The following is a 20,890-nucleotide window of genomic DNA, read 5'->3' on the forward strand; positions in this document are numbered from 1 at the left end:
CATCGGCGGCGCTTTGACAGCGCCGCCGGCAATGGCGTTCCGTGAGTGGATTTGATCAGCGGCCGCCGATCACGCCGATGTAGTCAGAGACCCAGCGATAGTAGGGCACGCATTCGCCCTGGCTTTCGCACTTGCTGACCGGGGTGGTCCAGAAGCGGATCTTGTCGAAATCGGCGAGGCCGTTGGCGTCGCAGCCTTCTTGCGTCTGCATCCCGCGCCCGTCCGAGCAGGCCGCCGGGACCGAGGGAACCGCGCCGAACCAGACCGACAGGTCTGATTGCAGGTTCGACGACAGCGTGTGCTCCATCCACATGTAGGCGCAGTTCGGATGCGCGGCGTCGGCGTGCAGCATGGTGGTGTCGGCCCAGCCGGTGGCCCCCTCTGCCGGGATCACCGAGGAGATCGGCAGGCCCTCGCTCTTGAGGATGTTCACCTGGAACGGCCAGGAACCGGAGGCGACGACGCCCTCGTTCTTGAAATCGTCCATCTGAATGAAGGCATCATGCCAATAGCGGCCCACGAGGGTCCGCTGCACCCGCAGCAGGTCCAGCGCGGCGGCGTACTGGTCAGCGTTCAGCTCGTAGGGCGAGGTGATGCCAAGCTCGGGCTTGTGGGTCATCAGGTACTGCGCCGCGTCGGCGATGTGGATCGGGCCGTCATAGGCCTGCACCCGCCCTGCGTTGGACTTGCCATCCGGCAGGGTCATTTCCTCGAACACCACGTTCCACGAGGTCGGCGGCTCGGGGAACACCTCGGTGTTGTACATCAGCACGTTCGGACCCCACATGTAGGGCGTGCCATAGTGGACGCCGTCCACGGTGTGCCAGGGCGCGCTCTTCAGCCGGTCGTCGACCGTGTTCCACGAGGGGATCAGGTCCGTGTTGATCGGCTGCACCCGCTTGCCGGCGATCAGCCGCAGCGAGGCATCGCCCGAGGCGGTCACCAGGTCAAAGCCGCCTTCGTTCATCAGCGCCACCATCTCGTCCGAGGTGTTGGCGGTCTTGACGTTGACCTTGCAGCTGGTGGCCTCTTCGAACTTGGTCACCCAGTCAAAGGCGGCATCGGTTTCGCCGCGCTCGATGTAACCCGGCCAGGCGACAATATCGACCTGGCCCTCACCCGCGCCCAGCGCTGCCATTTGCGCCAGAACCGGCTGCGCAACCACCAGCGCCGAAACCGCGGCCGTCATCAGAAAACGTGCAGTCATATCCATACTCCCCGTTGGTTATTGTATGTCGCGTTCCCGCGGTCACGCAGAGGCGCCGCAGGTTTGGCGAAAGTGTCCGCCCGACCGCGCATATTCGCAAACTCAAAATCCCGGCGCTCGATATCGGAAATACCGATACCTCAGGACACCCCCTGGAACGAACTGCGCGCCAGGCGCACGAAATCGCGCGCGTTGTCCGACAGGGGCGCGCCGCGCCGCCAGGCCATGCCCACCTGCACCGTGGGCAGATCGCCCGAGACATCGCGGATTTCGATCCGGTCGCCTTCCAGCGACCAGGGGCGATAGATCAGGTCCGGCAGGATCGCCACGCCCATGCCCGTCGCCACCAGCGAGCGCACCGCCTCCACCGAGCTGGTGCGAAAGGCCACCTCGGGCCGCGCGCCCAGCGAGGACAGCAAGGACTGGGTGCTCGACTCGATCTCCTCGACCGACAGCATGATCAGCGGTTCGCGCGCCACGTCGGCCAGGCTGACCGCCTCTTCGGCCGCCAGCGGATGGCCCAACGGCAGCCACAGCCGCATGGCCGAGGCGGCGATGCTTTCCATCTGGAACGCGGCGCGGTTGTGCAGGTTCGACACGATCAGAAAGGCGACGTCGATCTCGCCGCCGATCAGCAGGTGTTCGAGGTATTCGCCGCTGTCCTCGACGGCGCTGATGTGCACGCCGGGAAAGGTGCGGCGGTAGCGGCCCAGCGCGTCCGACAGCCCGTAGCCCGCCACCAGCGAGGTCACGCCCAGTCGGATCTCGCCGGTGCGCGCGTCGCTTTCCACCATGAAGGCGCGGCGCGCGTCGGACACGTCATCGCGGATCTTGCGGGCGTGGCGCAGGAACTGGTGGCCCGCCACGGTGATCTCCAGCCCGCGCGCGCGGCGTTCGAACAGGCGAATACCCAGGTCGGCCTCCAGCGCCTTGATCGCCTCGGTGACGGAGGATTGCGAGATCGCCAGCGCCTTGGCCGCAGCCGAGACGCTGCCCTGCTCCGCCGCCGCGACAAAGAACTGAAGCTGCCTGAGCGTGAACGCCACCTGTCCTCCGGGTTCGATCCCCAACCAGTGAAGCAGGTTTCGCCCCACCGCGATAGCGCGTCAGAGCGTGATCGTCTCCACCCGCAGCGTTTCCTTTGATGCGGCGGCATGGCGCGCGATCTCTTCCATCGGGGCAAACCACACGTCGCCCGCCGCCAGCGCCCTCTCCAGCAGCTTTTCCATCTGGTGCCAGCGCGCCAGCCGCCCGGTCAGGAAGGGGTGCAGCACCGGCATCCAGAAGCCCCCCGCCGCGTGCATGGCGTCGAACTCCTCGGCAAAGGCGCGGACCCCATCCGAGGGCGCGCGCACCGGCATCAGGTAGTCGATCTCGGCGAAATGGGCGAAGGGCGGCCAGTCGTCCGCGCCCCAGTGCGGCGGCAGCTCGATCAACTCGCCCTTGGGTGTCTTGACCAGGTAAGGCAGGTCATCCGCCATCATCGAGCTGTCGTAGAGAAAGCCGTGGTCCAGCAGGCGCCCGACCATCGGCGGCGTGATCGAGTAGACCGGCGCGCGGTAGCCGCGCGGCTTGCGGCCCGTCATCCGCACATGAACCTCGACGGCGCGCTCGAACAGCTCGGCCTCGACCTCGTCGGAATGGTGCATCGGGTCCTCGTGGCACCAGGAATGGTGCCCGATCTCGTGCCCGTCCTTGAGGATCGCCTCGACCGTGGCGGGATATTCCTGCATCACCCAGGCCGGCATGAAGAAGGTCTGCGTCAGCCCCAGCCGGCGATAGGTGTCCAGGATGCGCGGCACACCCACCGTCGGCCCGTAGCGCCCCATCGAGATTGGCTGAAGCCGCAATTCCGCGTCCTTGGGCCGGGCCGTCCGGATCAGCGAATCGGCGTCCACGTCGAAGGTCACGCAGGCGGCGCAGCGCTTGCCCTCGGGCCAGTCCAGCGGGTGAAGGAACATCGGTCTCTCCTGTATCAAGGCCCGCGGGGTCAGGCCGCGCGCACGGCAAACAGCGCCGCAAGGTCATTGCGCAGGCGAGTCTCGACCTCGTCGCGAGTCAGCGCATCGGACGAAATGAACTGGATGAAGTGGGCGTTCTGCAAGTGGAACAGCGCCTTGCCAAGGTGCACCGGGTCGATGCCCGCGGGCAGGTGTCCCGCGGCCTGCATCGCCTCGATGCGCGTGATCAGGACTTGGGCCAGCTGCTGGTCCAACTTGAAATAGGCCTTGCTCAGCTGGGTTCCGGCCTCGCTGGTCACGGCGGCGATCACCTGACGCCAGATCTTCTTTTCCAGGTTGCCCATGGCGTGATCCATGATCTCGCGCGCAAAGGTCACGGTGAGGTCGGTCAGGTCGGTGGCATCGCGGGGCAGCGTTTCGGACAGCTTGGCGATCAGCAGCGCATCGCTGTCGACCACCAGCGCCAGCAGGACGCCCGCCTTGGTGCCGTAATAATTGTGCACGGTGACGCCGGACACGCCGGCCGCCTCGGCAATGCTCTCGATCGTGGTGGCCTCGTAGCCATATCTTTTGAAAAGGCTTTTGGCCGCAGCAACGATCCTTTTGCGGCGGTCTTCCTTCTGCCGGGCGCGCAGCTTGCTCACCAGTCTCTCCCGTCCCGCCGGGCACCGGGCCCGTCTTCTTCCGGATTATTAGCGGAGACAAAATTTTTATTGAATAAAAAATTTGCCCCGGTACATTTTTTCACAACGTCCAGACGACCAGCATCGGGGATCATCATGCGCACCATCCGTACCATCGCAGCGGCCACCGTCATCGCCACCGGCGGCGCCGCCAGCGCCGACACCGTGAACGTCGGCCTCTGCGTGTCCTGGCCCGGCTACGCCATGCTGGAAGTCGCCCGGCAAAAGGACCTGCTGCCCGGCCACGACCTGAACCTGACCATCTTCGAGGATCCGCTGGGCGGCCACGCCGCGCTGGCCGCCGGGCAGATCGACGTCTACGAATGCACCGCCGACTACACGCCGCTGATCGTGGATCGCGGCACGGACGTGGTGAACGTCGGCTTCATGAACCCGTCCTACGGCGTCGATCACATCATCCTGTCCCCGGATGTCGAAGTCGCCGACCTGCCTGGCAGGAAGGTCGCCGCGCCGCAGGCCTACATCGGCCACCTGCTGATGGGGATCTGGCTGGATTCCATGGGCATCACCCCGGACCAGGTGGACTGGGTGAACCTGAACGCCGACGAGGCGGTAGGCCCGATGATGTCCGGCGACCTCTCGGCCGCCTATATGTACGAGCCGTGGATTTCGAAGGTGCTGGAGGCCAGGCCCGGCTCGCGCTCCATCGTCGATACCGGCGCCGCGGACGTGTTGCAGACCGGCATCTTCATGGACGCCCTTTACATGAACAAGAACTTCATCGCCGAGAACCGCGACACCGCGCTGGCAGTGCTCAAGGCGCGCTGGGACGGGCTGGGTTACTGGAACGCCAACGTCGCAGAAACCAACCAGCTGCTGGCCGACTACCTGCAATGGCCGGTCGAGGACATCGGCTATGTCATCGGCACCGACGGCAAGAGCTTTGAAGGCGGGATCTACATGTTCGACTTCGACGAATCCGCCCGGCTGTGCGGCGTGCTGGACGGCGACGGCCCCTTCGGCATGGCCAACGGGTCGATGGTCGCCTCCGTCGCCCTGACAAATGAATGGTGGATCAAGCTGGGCCTGATGGACAAGACGGTGGATCCCGCCGCCGGCGTCGACTGTTCGCTGATGGGTGACCTTGTCGCCTCGGGCTATCGCCAGACCCTGACGGCGCGCTGACATCTGACCGGGCGCGCCCGTCGTGCCCGGTCTCGCGGTGGCTGGAAAGGATCGGCCGTGGCCTCCAACTTCTTTGGATTGCGCAAGCCCGTCGGGCGCGGCCAGCGCCTTGTCTCTGCCCTGGGCATCTGGGCGCTGTTTTTCGGTATCTGGGTGCTGGCCTCTGCCGCAGGCTGGGTGAACGCGCTGCTGGTGCCTTCGCCGCAGGCGGTCTTTGCCACCACCTTTGACCTGTTCTGGAACCGCGGCTTCGGCAGCGACGTGCTGATCTCCATCGGCCGGGTGCTGGCGGCCTTTGCCATGGCCTGCGCCATTGCCGTGCCGCTGGGCGTGCTGATGGGCAGTTTCCCGGCGATCGAGGCGGTGTTTTCGCCTTTCGTGTCAGCCTGGCGCTACCTGCCCGCGCCCTCCTTCATCCCGATCCTGCTGATGTGGTTCGGCACCGGCGAGGCGCCGAAACTGGCGCTGCTGTTCCTTGGCGTGATCTTCTTCCTGATCACGCTCATCCTCGACCACACCAGGAACGTGCGCGAGGAGCTGATCGAAACCGCGCTCACCCTGGGCGCGGGGCGGTCCACGGTGGTGGCGCGGGTGATCTTTCCCGCCGTGCTGCCCGACATCGTGGTGTCGATGCGGCAGATGCTGGCCATGGCCTGGACCTACCTGGTCATCGCCGAAATCGTCGCCTCCACCACCGGGATCGGCGCGATGATGATGCGCGCGCGGCGCTTTCTGAACACCGACGAGATCCTCGCCGGGATCATCGTGATCGGCGCTTTGGGGCTGTTCTTCGACCTCATGTTCGCGGCGCTGCACCGCCGCGCCTTTCCCTACCTGCGGAAGGGCTGACATGAGCACCGACAGCGCGCTGACCGTCCGCAACCTCTCGAAACGCTTCGACCTGGGCAAGGGCAGGTCGGTGCAGGCGGTCCAGGACCTCAGCTTTGACGTGGAGCCCAACGGCATCTGCGTCCTGCTCGGCCCCTCGGGCTGCGGCAAATCCACGGTGCTGCGCATGATGGCGGGACTGGAGACGCCGACCGAGGGCGAGATCACCCTGGGTGGCCGCCGGGTCGACGGGCCCGGCCGCGACCGGGGCATGGTGTTCCAGGCCTATACCTCGTTCGACTGGCTCTCGGTCCGGCGTAACGTCGAATTCGGCATGAAGATCAACAACGTCCCGGCGTCCGAACGCGAGGACCGCGCGGCGCATTTCATCCGCCTCGTGGGGCTGGAGAAATTCGCCGACGCCTATCCTTCGCAGCTGTCCGGGGGGATGCGCCAGCGCGTCGCCATCGCCCGCACCCTGGCCAATGGCCCCGAAGTGCTGCTGATGGACGAACCATTCGGCGCGCTCGACGCCGAGACGCGCTGGCAGATGCAGGAGATGATGATCGGCATCGCCGAACAGACCAGCACCACCATGGTGATCGTCACCCATGACCTCGAAGAGGCGATCTTTCTCGCCGACAAGATCGTGTTCCTGTCCAGCCACCCCGGCCGCCTGCGCGCGGAGATCATGCCCGAATTCAAGCAGGGCCGTCGCATCGCCGACAAGGAAGAGGTCGTGCGCCTCGACGGCTACGGCGATCTCGAATCGCACCTGATGCGCCTGATGCGCGAGGAAGGACACCGCACCCCATGACCGGACAGGCGCGTTTCGATTTCACCGACGTGTCGGTCCTGGTGACCGGCGCCTCCAGCGGGATCGGCTTTGGTGTCGCGCAGGCCTTTGCCGAAGCGGGCGCGGAGCTGACCATCCTGGCCGAGACCGACGCCATCTTTGACGCCGCCGCCCGCCTGCCCGGCGCCCCCCGCGCCATCCGCTGCGACATCGCCGATGCAAGCGCCGTGACAGAGGCGCTGTCGGGCATCGAGCATCTCGACGTGCTGGTGAACAACGCAGGCCTCGAGCGCCCTACCCCGCTGACGGGCCGGAACCCGACAGGCAATGCCACCTTCGAGCGCATCATCGCCGTCAACGTCACCGGCACGCAGAACATCACCGACACGCTGGCAAGCCGCATCGCGGACGGCGGGCGGATCATCCTGACCGCGTCGATCTGGTCGCGCACCGCGGTGCCCGGCTTTTCCGCCTATGTCGCCAGCAAGCACGCCAGCCTTGGCCTGATGCGGACCTGGGCGCAGGAACTTGGGCCGCGCCGGATCTGCGTCAACGCGGTCTGCCCCGGCTGGATCATGACAGGCCCGGCGCTGAACTCGCTGCGCGAACTGGCGGACAGCAGCGGCCGGACCGAGGCGGAGGTGCAGCAGGAGATCATGTCGGCGCAGGCCATCGACGGGCTGATGGAGCCGCGCGACATCTCCGCGCTCTACGTCTTCCTCGCCTCCGACGCCGCCGCCAACATCACCGGGCAGGCGATCAACATCGACCGGGGCGAGGTCATGGCGTGACCCTTTCGGGCCAGACCGCGCTTGTCACTGGCGGGTCGCGCGGGATCGGGCGGGCCATCGCGCTGGCGCTGGCGGTGGCCGGCGCGCGCGTGGCCTTCTGCCACCCCGGAGACCCGCAAGCGGCGCAGACGCTGGACGACCTGTCCCGGCACGGCGAAGCGATGGCCGTGCAGGCCGACGTCTCGGACGAGGCGCAAATGATTGCGTTCTTCGATAGGGTCACAGACCATTTCGGACCTCCTGACCTGCTGATCAGCAACGCGGGCATCCTGCACGAGGCGCCCATTACGGAAACCCGCGCCGAGGATTTCGACCGCGTGATCGCCGTCAACCTGCGCGGCACCTTCCTCTCGGCCCGCGAATTCGCCCGCCGCACGGACAGGGGCCGCATCGTCACCATCGCCAGCGACCTCGGCCACCTCGGGCGGCAGGGCATGACCGCCTATGCCGCCTCCAAGGGTGGGGTCATCGCCCTCACCCGCAGCCTCGCGCGTGAACTCGCCCCCGGCATTCTCGTCAACGCCATCGCTCCCGGCCCCATCGACACCGACATGACCAGCCCCGCCAGCATGAGCCCCGAGCAACTGGCGCTGGACCTCGACTCGCCGCTGGCCCGCTTCGGTACGCCGCAGGACGTGGCCGCCATGGCGGTCTTTCTCTGCGGACCGGGTGCGGGCTTCATCACCGGCCAGTGTTTCGGCGTCAACGGCGGCAGCGTCATGACCTGAGCCTTGTCGCCGGGGACGGTGGGCGGGGCGATGTTCCGGCTCCGAACGGAGCCGGGACGAGCGTCGTTCCCGTCCCTGCAAAGGAAAAGGGCGGCCGAAGCCGCCCTTTCAGAAATTCCAGTCGCCTCAGTGCTTGCGCTTCTTCGGCGGCATCAGGTCGGTGATCGTGCCCTCGTACATCTCGGCGGCAAAGTTTACCGTCTCCGACAGCGTCGGGTGCGGGTGGATCGTGTGGCCCAGGTCCACCGCGTCCGCCCCCATCTCGATCGCCAGCGCAGCCTCCGAGATAAGGTCGCCCGCGTTGGTGCCCACGATGCAGGCGCCGATGATGCGATCGTCCTCCGGGTTGAACAGCAGCTTGGTGATGCCCTCGCTGCGCCCGTTCGACAGGCTCTTGCCCGATGCCGCCCAGGGGAACACGCCCTTTTCGTACTTGATCCCCTTGGCCTTGGCCTCGGTCTCGGTCACGCCGCACCAGGCGACTTCCGGATCGGTGTAGGCCACCGAGGGGATCAGGTTGGCGTCGAAGAACCGTTTGTGCCCGGCACAGACCTCGGCCGCCACCTTGCCCTCGTGCACCGCCTTGTGCGCCAGCATCGGCTGGCCCACCACGTCACCGATGGCAAAGATATGCGGCACACCGGTGCGCTGCTGGCGATCCACGGCGATAAAGCCGCGGTCATCCACCGCCACGCCGGCCTTGTCGGCATCGACCAGCTTGCCATTCGGCCTGCGGCCCACGGCAACCAGCACCTTGTCGAAGGTGTCCGAGAAGGTTTCGCCCTTGTCGTCCTCGAAGGTGACCTTCAGACCCTCGTCCAGCGCCTCGACTGCCGTCACCTTGGTCTTGAGGAAGATGTTTTCATATCTCCCCTTGATGCGGGTCATCAGCGGCTTGACGATGTCCTTGTCGGCGCCCGGGATGATCTGGTCCATCAGTTCGACGACCGTGATCCTGGATCCCAGCGCGTCGTAGACACAGGCCATTTCCAGCCCGATGATCCCGCCGCCCAGCACCAGCATCCGGCCCGGAATGTCCTTCAGCTCCAGCGCGCCGGTCGAATCGATCACCCGCGGGTCGTCGTGCGGGATGAAGGGCAGCGCGACAGGTTCCGACCCGGCAGCAATGATGCAATTGTCAAAGGAAACGGTGGTCACCCCCTCGTCGCCCTGGACCGAGATCATGTTCGGCCCGGTGAACTTGCCGTAGCCGCGCACCACCTGCACCTTGCGCGCCTTGGCCAGCCCGTCGAGACCGCCGGTCAGCTGCCCCACGACACCGTTCTTGAAGGCGCGCAATTCGTCCAGGTCGATCTTCGGCTTGCCAAAGCTGATGCCGTGCGAGGCCATCTCCTCGGCCTCGGTGATCACCTTTGCCACGTGCAGCAGCGCCTTGGAGGGGATGCAGCCGACGTTGAGGCAGACACCGCCCAGCGTCGGGTTGCGCTCGATCAGCACAACCTTCTTGCCCAGGTCGGCGGCACGGAAGGCAGCGGAATAGCCGCCGGGGCCCGAGCCCAGCACCACCACCTCGGCGTGCACATCGCCCGGGCCGCTGGCTGTTCCGGTGGCCGCAAGCGCCCGAGGCGCTGCCTCGGCGGCCGAGGGGGGTTCAACGCCCCCCGAGGCCGGGGCGTCGCCTGCATCCGCGCCTTCCAGCACCAGGAGGACCGATCCCTCGGACACCCGGTCACCTTCCTTGACGGCGATCGACACGACCTTGCCCGCGGCGGGCGAGGGCACTTCCATCGTCGCCTTGTCGCTTTCCAACTCGACCAGCGGGTCCTCGGCGCTGACCGTGTCACCGACCGAAACCAGCACGGCGACGACAGGAACGTCCTTGAAATCGCCGATATCGGGTACTTTCACATCCATCGGTTTTCCCCTCACCACATCAGCTTGCGCATGTCGCCGAGCAGCGTCTTGAGCGTCACGCAGAAGCGCGCGGCCAAGGCACCGTCGACGGCGCGGTGGTCATAGGACAGCGACAGCGGCTGCATCAGGCGCGGCACGAACTGCTCGCCATCCCAGACCGGCGCGATCTTGGACCGGGTCAGGCCCAGGATCGCCACCTCGGGCGCGTTGACGATGGGCGTGAACGAGGTCCCGCCGATGCCCCCCAGCGAGGAAATGGTAAAGGTCGCGCCCTGCATGTCGGGGCCCTTCAGCTCGCCCTTGCGCGCCTTGGCGCTCAGCTCGCCCAGTTCCTTGGAGATCTCGACCAGGCCCTTGCGGTCCGCGTCCTTGATCACCGGCACCATCAGCCCGTTGGGCGTGTCCGCCGCGAAACCGATGTTGTAGTAGGACTTCCTGATCAGCTTGTCGCCGTCTGGATGGATCGACGAGTTGAACTCCCAGTGGGTCTTCAGCGCCGACACGGCAGCCTTGATGACAAAGGACAACAGCGTGACGCGATAGCCCTCTTCCTTGGCCTGGGTGTCCATCTCCTTGCGGTACTTGTCCAGTTCGGTGATGTCCGCCTCGTCGTTGTGGGTGACGTGCGGCACGTTCAGCCAGGACCGGTGCAGCGCGGGGCCGGAGATCTTCTTGATCCGCGGCATCTCCACGTCTTCCACCGGGCCGAACTTGGAGAAGTCGATCACCGGGATCGGCGGGATGCCCATCCCGCCCGACACCGCGCCGCCGCCCGCAGCCGCCGGAACGACCTGCGACTTCAGCGCCTTTTCCACGTCCTCGCGCAGGATGCGGCCCTTGCGGCCCGACCCGTTCACCTTGTTCAGGTCCACCTCGACCCGGCGCGCATAGGCGCGCACCGACGGAGAGGCATGCACCTTGGAGAACCCGGCATCGGTCACCGCCGCCGCGGCAGAGGCCGCAGCCGGCGCCGGAGCAGCCGCGGCCGGAGCCGCAGCCGCAGCCGCAGCCGGGGCGGCCGCCTTCGGCGCCTCGGCCTTGGGCGCGTCCTTGGCCGCCGGCGCATCCGCCGCCTCGACGATCAGCAGCACCGCGCCTTCGGAGACCCGGTCGCCCTCGGCGACCTTGATCTCCTTGACGACACCCGCCACCGCGGTCGGCACTTCCATCGTCGCCTTGTCGGACTCGAGCTCGACCACCGGGTCTTCGACGGCGATCGTGTCTCCCACGCTCACCAGGATCGTTACCACCGGCACATCCTTGAAATCGCCGATGTCCGGCACCTTAACTTCTACGGTCATGTGTTATGTCTCCTCGTGCCGCGTTTCAGACCAGACGCGGGTTCGGCTTGCCGCCGTCGATGTCGTATTTCTTCATTGCCGCCTCGAGATCCTTGTCCGAGACCGCGCCCTCGCGCCACAGGTCCACCATGGCCGCCGCCGCGATGTGGTTTGCATCCACCTCGAAGAAGCGTCGCAGGTTCACCCGGCTGTCCGACCGGCCGAAACCGTCCGTGCCCAGCACCGTAAAGCGGTTCTTGACCGCGCCGCGGATCTGCTCGGCATAGTTCTTCATGTAGTCGGTGGCGACGATGATCGGCCCCTGCGCGTTGGTCAGCGTCTGGGTGACGTAGGGCACCCGCTCTTCGGCGAAGGGGTTCAGGCGGTTGTGCCGGACGCAATCCTGGTAGTCCCGCGCCAGTTCGTTGAACGAGGTCGCCGACCAGATGTCCGAGGTGACGCCAAAGTCGTCCTCCAGCATCTGCGCCGCCTTCAGCGCCTGCACCAGGATCGTGCCCGAGCCCATCAGGTTGACGTGCTTCTTGGCCGGTTTTGCCGTCTTGCGGAAACGGTACAGCCCCTTGATGATGCCTTCTTCGGACCCCATCGGCATGTCCGGATGCTGGTAGTTCTCGTTCATCAGGGTGATGTAGAAGTACACGTCCTCCTGGTTGACGAACATCCGCTGCAACCCGTGCTGAACGATGACCGCGACCTCGTAAGAGAAGGTCGGGTCGTAGGTGATGCAGTTCGGGATGGTGCCGGCAAGGATGTGCGAATGCCCGTCTTCGTGCTGCAGGCCCTCGCCGTTCAGCGTGGTCCGCCCGGCGGTGCCTCCCAGCATGAAGCCGCGCGCCCGGCTGTCGCCGGCGGCCCAGGCCAGGTCGCCGATCCGCTGGAACCCGAACATCGAGTAGTAGATGTAGAACGGGATCATCGGCACGCCGTGGTTGGAATACGCCGTCGCGGCGGCGATCCAGTCGGCCATGGCGCCGGCCTCGTTGATGCCTTCCTGAAGCACCTGCCCGCTCTCGGATTCCTTGTAGTAGGACATCTGTTCACGGTCTTCGGGGGTATATAGCTGCCCCTTCGGGTTGTAGATGCCCACCGATCGGAACAGCCCCTCCATGCCGAAGGTACGGCTTTCGTCGGGCACGATCGGCACCACCTGCTTACCGATCTTCTTGTCACGCAGAAGCGTGGTCAGGATGCGGACAAAGGCCATGGTGGTGGAAATCTCGCGGTCGCCGGTCGATTCCAGCTGGGCCTTGAAGGCGTCCAGCTTGGGGATCTCCATCGGCGGCACATCCGAATGCCGCACCGGGAAGGCGCCGCCCAGCTCACGGCGACGGTCGGCCAGATAGGCCTTTTGCGCGTTGTTGAGCGAAACGAACGGGATGTCCTTGTCCAGTTCTTCATCCGTCACCGGAATCTTGAACCGGTCGCGCATCGCCTTGAGCTGGTCGAGCTGCATCTTCTTCTGCTGGTGGGTGGTGTTCTGCCCCTCACCGGCTGTGCCCATGCCGTAGCCCTTGACCGTCTTGACCAGCAGGACGGTGGGCTGGCCATCGGCCTTGGAGGCACGCAGGAAGGCGTTGTAGACCTTCTTGGGGTCGTGCCCGCCGCGGCGCAGGGCCCAGATCTGGTCGTCGGTCCAGTCTTTCACCAGTTCGGCGGTCTCCGGGTACTTGCCGAAGAAATGCTTGCGGATGTAGGCGCCGTCCTTCGACTTGAAGGTCTGGTAATCGCCATCGATGGTTTCATCCATCAGCTGCCGCAGCTTGCCGCTGGTGTCCTGTTCCAGCAGTTCGTCCCAGCCCCGCCCCCAAAGCAGCTTGATGACGTCCCAGCCGGAGCCGCGGAAATTGCCCTCGAGTTCCTGCACGATCTTGGAGTTGCCGCGCACCGGACCGTCCAGCCGCTGCAGGTTGCAGTTGATGACGAAGATCAGGTTGTCCAGCCCCTCGCGCGCGGCCAGGTGAATGGCGCCGATGCTTTCGGGTTCGTCCATCTCGCCGTCGCCGAGGAAGGCCCAGACCTTGCGGTCCTGCTTTTCGATCAGGCCGCGGTTCTCGAGGTATTTCATGAACCGCGCCTGGTAGATCGCCATCAGCGGGCCAAGGCCCATGCTGACGGTCGGAAACTGCCAGTAGTCGGGCATCAGCCAGGGGTGCGGATAGGACGACAGCCCGCCGCCGTTCACCTCGGAGCGGAAGTTCTTCAGCTGCTCCTCGCTGATCCGGCCCTCCATGAAGGACCGCGCGTAGATGCCGGGGATCACGTGCCCCTGGAAGAACACCAGGTCGCCGCCGTGGATCGCGCTCTTGGAACGCCAGAAATGGTTCAGACCGATGTCATACAACGCTGCGGACGAGGCGAACGACGCGATGTGACCGCCGTATTCGCTCGATTCCTTGTTGCGCTTGACCACTGTCGCCATGGCGTTCCAGCGGTTGATGGTGCGGATGCGCCATTCCATCTCGGTGTCGCCGGGGATCTCGACCTCGTCGTCCGGCGAGATGGTGTTCTGATAAGGGGTGGTCGCGGAAAACGGCAGCTTGGCGCCCGCCGCGCGGGCCCGCTGCACCGCCTTGTCCAGGAGATAATGCGCGCGGTCGGCCCCGTCGCGTTCGATCACATCCTCGATCGCGTCCTGCCACTCCTGGCTTTCGACGGGATCCATGTCCTGGGGGGTGTCTTTCATAGGCCCTCTTCCCTTATGTGCGCCGGCATCAGCGCGATTTGGTTTAACGTTAAACGAACCGGGAGATCCTGACAGGCGAAGCGTTGATCCACATCCCTGTCCGGTCCTCCCGGTGCTTGGCGGGTGGTTTACCAGCGCCGGGGACGTTGCGGCAGGCGCATGGATGCATAACGTCCTTGCACTGACTGCATGGCAAATGTTTAGGCTTAAACGATCTTGCGCGCATCAAATGTTTCATCCATTTCCCCGCCAAGGCCGTTCCGTCCGGGCCGGTCATGGACCGATCGGCAATCCGCCAAAGCACACGATCCTTCGCTCCCCAGCGATTCTCCCAAGAGTATAACCCCTTGTGCGGCAATTGATCCAAGCCCTTCGGCAAAGCAGTTTCGGCGCTAACATCAACATGCAGACATTCGGATCGGCTCACCACCCCCGAAGTGCAGTTTTTTCCGTTTTTGCCGGGCGGTTCGGGCCACGGACCTGTGACGGCAATCAGCCCGACCCGCCGATCAGGATGGCCGTTGCCGCAAGCCATTGACCTTGCTGGACTCAGCCCGTGCAGTGGCGGCCTATTCCGCTGGGTCGGTCAGGCGCAGCACGCGCCCCGCCGGTTCCTCTTTCAGATCCTCGAAATCGAACTGGTCCAGCCGGCGCGCCCGCTTGCCCGCCTTGTCGGCGCTGATCTTGATCTCTTCGATGTCCCGCGCCGCCTGGCCGAAATGCCGGTCAAGGTTGCCGACCCGCGCCGCCAATCGTTCGATGTCGCCATAGAGCGCGGACAGCTCGCGCCGGATCGCCCCGGCTTGTTCCTTCATCCGGGCATCCTTGAGCACCGCGCGCATCGTGTTCAGCGTCGCCATGCAGGTCGTCGGCGACACGATCCAGACCCGCGCGTCGAAACCTTCGCGCACCACCTCGGGGAAATTCGCGTGCAGCTCGGCGTAGACCGCCTCGGAGGGCAGGAACATCAGCGCGCCGTCGGCGGTCTCGCCCTCCAGGATGTAGCGGTCGGCGATATCGCGGATGTGCTTGCGCACCGACAGCCGAAACGCCTGCGCCGCGCGTGCCCGGCCATCCTGCCCCTCGGCCCGATGCAGCGCCTCGTAGCCTTCCAGCGGGAACTTGGCGTCCACCGCGATCGGTCCGGGCGGCTGCGGCAGGTGGATCAGGCAATCCGCCCGCCGCCCGTTCGACAGCGTGGCCTGGAGGGTATAGCCATCAGACGGCAGTGCGCGGGCCACGATCTCGCGCAGCTGGATTTCGCCGAAGGCGCCGCGCGTCTGCTTGTTCGACAGGATGTCCTGCAACGAAAGAACGTCACCCGACAGCCGGGTGATGTTGTCCTGCGCTTTGTCGATGACCTGTAGCCGTTCCTGCAATTCCCCCAAAGACCGCGCGGTACGCCGGGCCGAGCCATGCAGCGTCTCGCCCATGCGCTCCTGCACCTCGGCCAGCCGCCGCTCCATCATCTCCAGCATCGCGGTCTGGCTCGCCGCCTGCGCTTCGGACACGTGGTGCAATCCGCCGGCCAGCCGCTCCTGCCCGTCCGACAGGCTCTGCACCCGGGCGGACAAGTGACTGACGTGGTGCAGCAGCGGCTCGGTCATACGCGCCGTCCGTCCCGCCGTGCGCACCGCTGAGACCAGCAGGATGAGGAACAGCAGCACGACCCCGACAGCGGCCAGCCCGGCGAGCGTCCACGGATCGTCCAGGCTGACCGCACCGCCGCCGACCTCGATCATGTGCGCCCGAACAGCCGTTCGATGTCCGACAGCTTCAGTTCCACGTAGGTCGGACGGCCGTGGTTGCACTGGCCGGAATGCGGCGTGGCTTCCATCTCGCGCAGGAGGGCGTTCATCTCTTCGCCTCGCATTGCCCGGCCGGAGCGGATCGAGCCATGGCAGGCGACGCGCGACAGGATCGCCTCGATCCGCGACTGCACCAACTGGCTGTCGCCCAGGTCCGACAGTTCGTCCAGGATGTCGTGCACCAGCGCCGTGGCGTTGACCTCGCCCAGGATCGCCGGGGTTTCACGCACCGCGATGGCGCCGTGGCCAAAGGGTTCGATCCGCAGGCCCATGCGGTCCAGGTCGTCCGCCCGAGCCAGCAGGCAGGCAACGTCGTCGACTGACAGTTCGACCACCTCGGGGATCAGCAGGCCCTGCGCCGGCACGCCGTTTTCGGTCATCTGACGCTTCAGCTTTTCGTAGACCAGGCGTTCATGCGCGGCGTGCTGGTCGACGATGACAATGCCGTCCTCGGTCTGGGCGATGATGTAGTTCTCATGCACCTGCCCGCGCGCGGCGCCCAGCGGGCGTGCGACGGCTTCTTCGGCGGGTTCGGCTGCGGATGCCTCGGGCACCTCCACCACGCGCCCGGAAAAGCCGCCCGACACCTCGGCCAGTCCCGGCGCCTGCGCGGCCCAGGCCGCCTGCCGCGCGCCCAGCGAGGGGCGGTCCATCTGGTAGATACGCGGCGCCGCCGCAGGCTCGGGCCGGAACGCGCCCAGCGCCGCGCCCGCCACTGTGGTCGAGGCGCGATGCCCCGCCTCGGCCAGCGCGTGCCGTAGCCCCGAAACGATCAGCCCGCGCACCACGCCCGGCTCGCGAAAGCGCACCTCGGACTTGGCCGGATGCACGTTGACGTCCACCCGGTGCGGAGCGACATCGACGAACAGCGCCACCGCCGGATGCCGGTCGCGCGACAGGAAATCCTGGTAGGCGCCGCGCAACGCGCCGATCAGCATCTTGTCGCGCACCGGCCGCCCGTTGACGAACAGGAACTGCGCCACCGCCGTTCCGCGCGAATAGGTCGGCAGCGCGGCATAGCCGGTCAGCCGCACGCCTTCACGCTCGGCGTCGATGGGCAGGGCGTTGTCGACGAATTCCGCGCCCATCACCCGGGACAGCCGCCCGCGCAGCGCGTCGAACAGGTCGCCGCTTTCCGGTTCGACGCGAAAACTGACCCGCTCCTGCCCGCCGGTCACGTCGCGCAGGGTGAAACCGACCGAGGGTTCGGCCATGGCCAGCCGTTTCACGGTGTCACCGATGGCCTGCATCTCGGCCCGGTCAGAGCGCAGGAACTTCAGCCGCGCGGGGGTGGCGTAGAACAGGTCGCGCAGCGTGACGACGGTGCCGCCGTTCAGCGCACAGGGTTTCACCGCTGATGGCGCGCCGCCGGACACGGTGATCTCGGCCGCCGTCTCGCCGGCGCTGCGGCTTTGCAGCGTCAGCCGCCCCACCGCGCCCAGCGAGGGAAGCGCCTCGCCGCGGAAGCCGAAGGAATGGATGTTCAGCAGGTCGGTGCCGTCGATCTTGGAGGTGGCATGCCGCGCCAGCGCCAGCGGCAGATCCTCGGGAGACATGCCGCAGCCGTCGTCGGTGACGCGGATCAGGGTCTTGCCACCATCCGCCACGTCGACCTGGACCCGCCGCGCCCCGGCATCGATCGCATTCTCCACAAGTTCCTTCACCGCCGAGGCAGGCCGCTCCACCACTTCGCCGGCGGCGATGCGGTTGATGGCGGCCTCGTCCAGCTGTCGGATGGTCGGGCGGATATTGCGGTCCATGGTGTTCACACCACAAGACTTAGCAGACTTCCTGCGATTCTGGAAAGGGGTCTCCTCGACGCGCGGATCATACACGTTACGGGTCCGTTCACGGATTACGACAAAGGTAGCGTAACATTTGAATGCGACTCTTCTTTATTGAGTAAGATAATTGCGTTAATAATTGGAACAGACAAATGACGGAGGCAGAGATGCTGGTTCCCCTGATCACGTTCGAAACCATCAGTGCGATGTACGGTGAAGCCTTTGCGCGGACCTGGTTCCGCCCGGTTTCCGCAGTCAAGAAAAGCCGCTGAGCCCCAGCCTTCGGCACCCAGGTCACAGCTGCCCGGGAAACGGTCTTTCGCGAAGACCGCAAGGCGCGCAGCGCATATCAACGATCCTGTCATCCACATCGAACGGCGGGCGGCATGTCAGGAGTGCGTTTCGCCGTTTTCGTCCGGCGGCACAGTCTTTCCGGGCACGCGCGCTGCCCGGTCCCGGGATCGGCGCCCCGCCTTGCACCCGTGGCGCCAAGAGGCCAGATATTGGGTACAACCCCATCCTCAGGTGCCCGGGAGATCCCATGAAGACCGAAACCATTGGCGACGCCACCTTCGAAACCTGGAGCGTGGACGAGGTCGCTCAGGCCGTCGCGAACAAGTCGATCGTGCTGATCGACGTGCGCACGCCGCAGGAATACATGTTCGAACACATCGAAGGAGCGCTGTTGATGCCGTTGGCCTTCTTCAAGGCCGACGCGCTGCCGGGGCAGGGCGAAAAGCGGATCGTGTTCCACTGCGGCTCGGGGGTTCGGTCCGAACGCGTGTCGCGCGCCGCCATCGACGCGGGCCTCAAGCAGATCGCCCACATGGAGGGCGGCTTCGGCGCCTGGAAAACGGCGCAGAAGCCTTATGTCGGCACCAACATGTCCACCGGCGCACCGCAGCGCGTCGGCGGCTGAGGTTCTCGCGGGCGGGCCTGTCAGCCCGCCTGCATATGCCCTTCGGCGGTCAGCTGCACCAGCGCCTCGTCCAGGCTCTTGCGCGCCCGCTCGATCAGGATGTCGATCTCGTCGTGGCTGATGACCAGCGGCGGAGACAGGATCATCCGGTCGTAGACGTGGCGCATGACCAGGTTGTTGGCAAAGCAGCGTTCGCGGCAGATGTAGCCGGCGGTCCCGGCCTCGGCCTTGAACGGCGCGCGTGTCGCCTTGTCCGGAGTCAGCGCGAGGCTGCCCATCATGCCGACGATCTTGACCTCGCCCACCAGCGGGTGATCGGCCAGACTTTCGAAGCGCTGCTTGAGGTAGGGCGCGGTGGTCTCGCGGACACGCTCGATGATGCCGTCCTCCTCGAGGATGCGCAGGTTCTCCAGCGCGACGGCGCAGGCCACCGGGTGACCGGAATAGGTGTAGCCGTGGTTGAACTCGGTCGCCTCGATGACCTTGGCGACCTTGTCCGACACGATCGACGCGCCGATTGGCTGGTAGCCCGAGCTCAACCCCTTGGCCACCGTCATGATGTCCGGCTGGATGCCCATGGTCTGGCTGCCGAACCAGTTGCCGGTGCGGCCGAACCCGCAGATCACCTCGTCGGCGATCAGCAGGATGTCGTATTTCTTCACGATGCGCTGGATCTCGGGCCAGTAGGTGTCCGGCGGGATGATCACGCCACCGGCACCCTGGATCGGCTCGGCGATGAAGGCCGCGACCTTTTCCGGGCCGATCTCGAGGATGGCCTTTTCCAGCTGCTGCGCGCGCTCCAGGCCAAATTCCTCGGGCGTGAGGTCACCGCCCTCGTTGTACCAGTGCGGCTGGTCGATGTGGTGGATGCCCGGGATCGGCATGCCGCCCTGCTCGTGCATCGGCTTCATGCCGCCCAGGCTGCCCGACCCGACGGACGACCCGTGGTAGGCATTCCAGCGCGAGATGATGACGTGGCGGTCGGGCTGGCCCAGCTCGTCCCAGTAGGTCCGCACCATGCGCAGGTTGGTGTCGTTGGCCTCGGACCCGGAGCCGGCAAAGAAGACGTGGTTGAGGTCGCCGGGCGCCACTTCCGCCAGCTTGGCCGCGAGGTTCAGCGCGGGCACGTGGCTGGTCTGGAAGAAGGTGTTGTAGAACGGCAGTTCCTGCATCTGGCGATAGGCGGCATCGGCCAGCTCGGTGCGGCCGTAGCCCACGTTCATGCACCACAGCCCGGCCATGCCGTCGAGGATGCGGTTGCCTTCGCTGTCGGTCAGCCAGCAGCCGTCGGCCCGGGTGATGATCCGGGCCCCCTTCTGGGCAAGCGCGGCCCCCTTGGTAAAGGGATGCATGTGGTGCGCGGCGTCGAGCGCCTGCAATTCTACGGTGGGGGAATTCAGCGAAAGGATGGTCATGTGCGGCTCCCGAAAGACTTGGGCGCAGAATATGATCAAATTACAAAGTGTCAATCGAATCAGGTCGCCCGCGTCCCATCGCGGGCGGCCGGTGGGCAAGGGTGTCTTTCGCGCCAGCGAAAGATCACCAGCCCACACAGTCCCATTCCGGGTGCAACGTCAGCCCGCGTCCCGGCGCGCACGGCCTCGAAGATACGACGGGTGACGCTCGCGCGCTGCGGGAGCATCGTGCCACCCACTGCCCCTGCCCTAAAGGCTCTGCAGGATCATGCCCATGCCCTGCGACACGTCTTCCTCGACGGCCAGGGCCGCGGCGTCAGGGTCGCGCGCCTCGAGTGCCGCCAGCAAATCCTTGTGGCAATCCGGAAGATGCCGCGTCCCCAACTGCCCGCAGACCACCCGCAGCGACGGCCCGAAGCGCAGCCACAGCGTCTCGGTCAACGATTGCAAGATCGGCGCATCGGCGATGCCGTTCAGCACCGCGTGAAAGGCGTGGTTCTCGCGCAGGTAGCCCTCGATGTCGCCGCGCAGAATCGCCCGGTCGAGCAGGCCGTCGACTTCTCCCAGCAGGTCCACGTCCTCGGCGTCCGCGCGTTCTGCCGCGCGCCGGGCCAGCCTCGGTTCGATCGCCATCCGCGCCTCGGTCAGTTCCGCCACCAGCGCCTCGGTCAGGATCGGGACCTGGATTCGCCGGTTCTCCAGCGCCTGCAACGCACCTTCGGCCGTCAACCGCCGGATCGCCTCGCGCACCGGGGTCATCCCGGCGTCCAGCCGCTCGGTCAAGCCCTTGATCGTAACGGGTTCTCCGGGCGCAAGGGCCCCGAACAGAATCGCGTCGCGCAGGTTGCGGTAAACCTGTTCATGGGCCGGCAAACCGGCCGCGGCCCGGGTCTCTGCCATAATTGTCATCACAAAGGACCCCCCTGCCTGCTGCCTGAGCAGCATCCCTTGCACACATTCGTCAC

17 protein-coding genes are annotated in these 20,890 nt (G+C 66.0%); 6 read left to right on the plus strand and 11 right to left on the minus strand.

Annotated elements, in window-relative coordinates:
* Positions 1-55 precede the first annotated feature (55 nt).
* The 4 genes from MAA8898_RS09810 to MAA8898_RS09825 form a co-directional block, all read right to left on the minus strand.
* Positions 56-1,207 (minus strand): ABC transporter substrate-binding protein, encoded by a 1,152-nt coding sequence (locus MAA8898_RS09810; protein WP_094020809.1) that lies wholly within the window; start codon positions 1,205-1,207, stop codon positions 56-58.
* Between the two features lie 140 nt (positions 1,208-1,347).
* A complete protein-coding gene (locus MAA8898_RS09815) occupies positions 1,348-2,253 on the minus strand; it encodes a LysR family transcriptional regulator (RefSeq protein WP_094020810.1) in 906 nt (301 codons plus the stop codon).
* 60 nt (positions 2,254-2,313) lie between these two features.
* Complete coding sequence (locus MAA8898_RS09820; protein WP_094020811.1) at positions 2,314-3,168, minus strand: polysaccharide deacetylase family protein; 855 nt, start codon at positions 3,166-3,168, stop codon at positions 2,314-2,316.
* A gap of 29 nt (positions 3,169-3,197) precedes the next feature.
* The gene (locus MAA8898_RS09825) at positions 3,198-3,812 is read right to left on the minus strand and encodes a TetR/AcrR family transcriptional regulator (protein WP_176445116.1); all 615 of its coding nucleotides are present in this window, start codon (positions 3,810-3,812) and stop codon (positions 3,198-3,200) included.
* A gap of 135 nt (positions 3,813-3,947) precedes the next feature.
* Between MAA8898_RS09825 and MAA8898_RS09830 the strand changes: the two genes are divergently transcribed.
* The 5 genes from MAA8898_RS09830 (at position 3,948) to MAA8898_RS09850 (ending at position 8,140) form a co-directional block, all read left to right on the plus strand.
* Positions 3,948-4,997: an ABC transporter substrate-binding protein gene (locus MAA8898_RS09830; RefSeq protein ID WP_094020813.1), complete on the plus strand. Its 1,050-nt coding sequence runs from the start codon at positions 3,948-3,950 to the stop codon at positions 4,995-4,997.
* Between the two features lie 78 nt (positions 4,998-5,075).
* Positions 5,076-5,846, plus strand: coding sequence for an ABC transporter permease (locus MAA8898_RS09835; RefSeq protein WP_245853326.1), 771 nt, complete (start codon positions 5,076-5,078; stop codon positions 5,844-5,846).
* A gap of 1 nt (position 5,847) precedes the next feature.
* On the plus strand, positions 5,848-6,642 hold the full coding sequence (locus MAA8898_RS09840) for an ABC transporter ATP-binding protein (RefSeq protein ID WP_094020815.1): 795 nt from the start codon (positions 5,848-5,850) through the stop codon (positions 6,640-6,642).
* Positions 6,639-7,412, plus strand: coding sequence for an SDR family NAD(P)-dependent oxidoreductase (locus MAA8898_RS09845; protein ID WP_094020816.1), 774 nt, complete (start codon positions 6,639-6,641; stop codon positions 7,410-7,412). The genes MAA8898_RS09840 and MAA8898_RS09845 overlap by 4 nt, the downstream gene beginning before the upstream one ends.
* A complete protein-coding gene (locus tag MAA8898_RS09850) occupies positions 7,409-8,140 on the plus strand; it encodes an SDR family NAD(P)-dependent oxidoreductase (RefSeq protein ID WP_094020817.1) in 732 nt (243 codons plus the stop codon). Before MAA8898_RS09845 ends, MAA8898_RS09850 begins: the two co-directional genes overlap by 4 nt.
* 126 nt (positions 8,141-8,266) lie before the next feature.
* Here the strand turns inward: MAA8898_RS09850 and lpdA are convergent, their stop codons facing one another.
* From lpdA to mutL, 5 genes are all read right to left on the minus strand, one after another.
* The gene (gene lpdA, locus MAA8898_RS09855; protein WP_094020818.1) at positions 8,267-10,015 is read right to left on the minus strand and encodes a dihydrolipoyl dehydrogenase; all 1,749 of its coding nucleotides are present in this window, start codon (positions 10,013-10,015) and stop codon (positions 8,267-8,269) included.
* A gap of 11 nt (positions 10,016-10,026) precedes the next feature.
* Positions 10,027-11,316, minus strand: a complete 1,290-nt coding sequence (aceF, locus tag MAA8898_RS09860; RefSeq protein ID WP_094020819.1) for a dihydrolipoyllysine-residue acetyltransferase — start codon at positions 11,314-11,316, stop codon at positions 10,027-10,029.
* A gap of 25 nt (positions 11,317-11,341) precedes the next feature.
* Positions 11,342-13,999: a pyruvate dehydrogenase (acetyl-transferring), homodimeric type gene (aceE, locus tag MAA8898_RS09865; RefSeq protein WP_094020820.1), complete on the minus strand. Its 2,658-nt coding sequence runs from the start codon at positions 13,997-13,999 to the stop codon at positions 11,342-11,344.
* Between the two features lie 569 nt (positions 14,000-14,568).
* Positions 14,569-15,741, minus strand: coding sequence for a DNA recombination protein RmuC (locus MAA8898_RS09870; protein WP_094020821.1), 1,173 nt, complete (start codon positions 15,739-15,741; stop codon positions 14,569-14,571).
* Positions 15,738-17,567 (minus strand): DNA mismatch repair endonuclease MutL, encoded by a 1,830-nt coding sequence (gene mutL, locus MAA8898_RS09875; protein WP_094020822.1) that lies wholly within the window; start codon positions 17,565-17,567, stop codon positions 15,738-15,740. Before mutL ends, MAA8898_RS09870 begins: the two co-directional genes overlap by 4 nt.
* Positions 17,568-18,132: 565 nt before the next feature.
* Here mutL and MAA8898_RS09880 point away from each other — a divergent pair.
* A complete protein-coding gene (locus tag MAA8898_RS09880) occupies positions 18,133-18,510 on the plus strand; it encodes a rhodanese-like domain-containing protein (RefSeq protein WP_094020823.1) in 378 nt (125 codons plus the stop codon).
* A gap of 20 nt (positions 18,511-18,530) precedes the next feature.
* Here MAA8898_RS09880 and MAA8898_RS09885 read toward each other — a convergent pair whose 3' ends face one another.
* Together MAA8898_RS09885 and MAA8898_RS09890 are read right to left on the minus strand one after the other, a co-directional pair.
* Positions 18,531-19,925, minus strand: coding sequence for an aspartate aminotransferase family protein (locus tag MAA8898_RS09885; protein ID WP_094020824.1), 1,395 nt, complete (start codon positions 19,923-19,925; stop codon positions 18,531-18,533).
* A gap of 249 nt (positions 19,926-20,174) precedes the next feature.
* Positions 20,175-20,825 carry a GntR family transcriptional regulator gene (locus MAA8898_RS09890; RefSeq protein WP_094020825.1) on the minus strand — a complete coding sequence of 217 codons (651 nt, stop codon included), beginning with the start codon at positions 20,823-20,825 and terminating at the stop codon, positions 20,175-20,177.
* Positions 20,826-20,890: the final 65 nt, after the last annotated feature.

It is taken from the genome of Antarctobacter aquimaris (genome assembly GCF_900184945.1).
GTDB classification, from domain to species: Bacteria; Pseudomonadota; Alphaproteobacteria; order Rhodobacterales; family Rhodobacteraceae; genus Maliponia; species Maliponia aquimaris.